The sequence below is a fragment of the Candidatus Symbiothrix dinenymphae genome (assembly GCF_001431085.1).
The window spans coordinates 1-691 of the sequence record NZ_BBRU01000181.1; the positions used below are offsets into that span (position 1 = coordinate 1).

The 691-nt window shown below is 42.1% G+C and carries 2 protein-coding genes; both read right to left on the reverse strand.

Features of this window, described 5'->3' with window-relative positions; all coding sequences use genetic code 11:
* Positions 1 to 55: 55 nt before the first annotated feature.
* Entirely contained in the window at positions 56 to 418 is a 363-nt protein-coding gene (locus tag ASC50_RS02650; protein WP_102134487.1) for a type II toxin-antitoxin system RelE/ParE family toxin, read from the reverse strand.
* 2 nt (positions 419 to 420) lie between these two features.
* A partial coding sequence (locus ASC50_RS02655) for a hypothetical protein (protein WP_226995349.1) occupies positions 421 to 691 on the reverse strand: 271 nt, incomplete at its 5' end.

A 691-nucleotide genomic window follows, 5' to 3' on the forward strand; every position in this document is an offset into this window, starting at 1 on the left:
CAAATAGACAGGGCATGCCCTGTCTATTTTTTTTGAGGGGGAGGTTGCCCTGGGGTCAAATGGGAAATGCGGTTGCGTCGTTTTGGAAAAAATCTTGGAGGGTGGTTTTATATTCCCATTCTTGCATGGTTTCACGTTCGTTTTTGTCGTAAATATCAACCAAAACGATAGTGTTTTCGGTGGTTTTCAGGCACAGTTCGTAAGTAATAATGCGGGCACCGCCGCTTTTTCCCTTGTTTTTCGACTGGATAGCCATACGCATTTTGCGATAGCCGCCGCCCAAATCGTCGCCTAACTTCGGATTTTCACGAAGTTCTTTTTCAAATTCTTCGTAATCGACAGTTAGAGAACGATATTTTTTATAAAGTTGCCTGAACGACCTTTTGAATTTATCGGAAGGGATAATTTCTATCGCCATTGTCAAAGGGTTTTTAGAAATTCGTCCATCGTTTGATAGCCTTTCGTGCCATTTTGACGAATGTGCTTTGCCATCGCTTCGGTTTCCCGAATGGCTTCCTTAAACTCCGCAATATGCTTTTCTCTTGCGGTTGGCTTACGAATATTGTGCTTCACTTCCGCATCAATACCCCAAGTGACCAAAAATGTTAGCAGGGCATCCATTTTCGGGCGAGAAATTCTGTTTTTTAAAATAAGTTCCGTCATAATTTTATGTTTTTGACCGTGCAAAGGT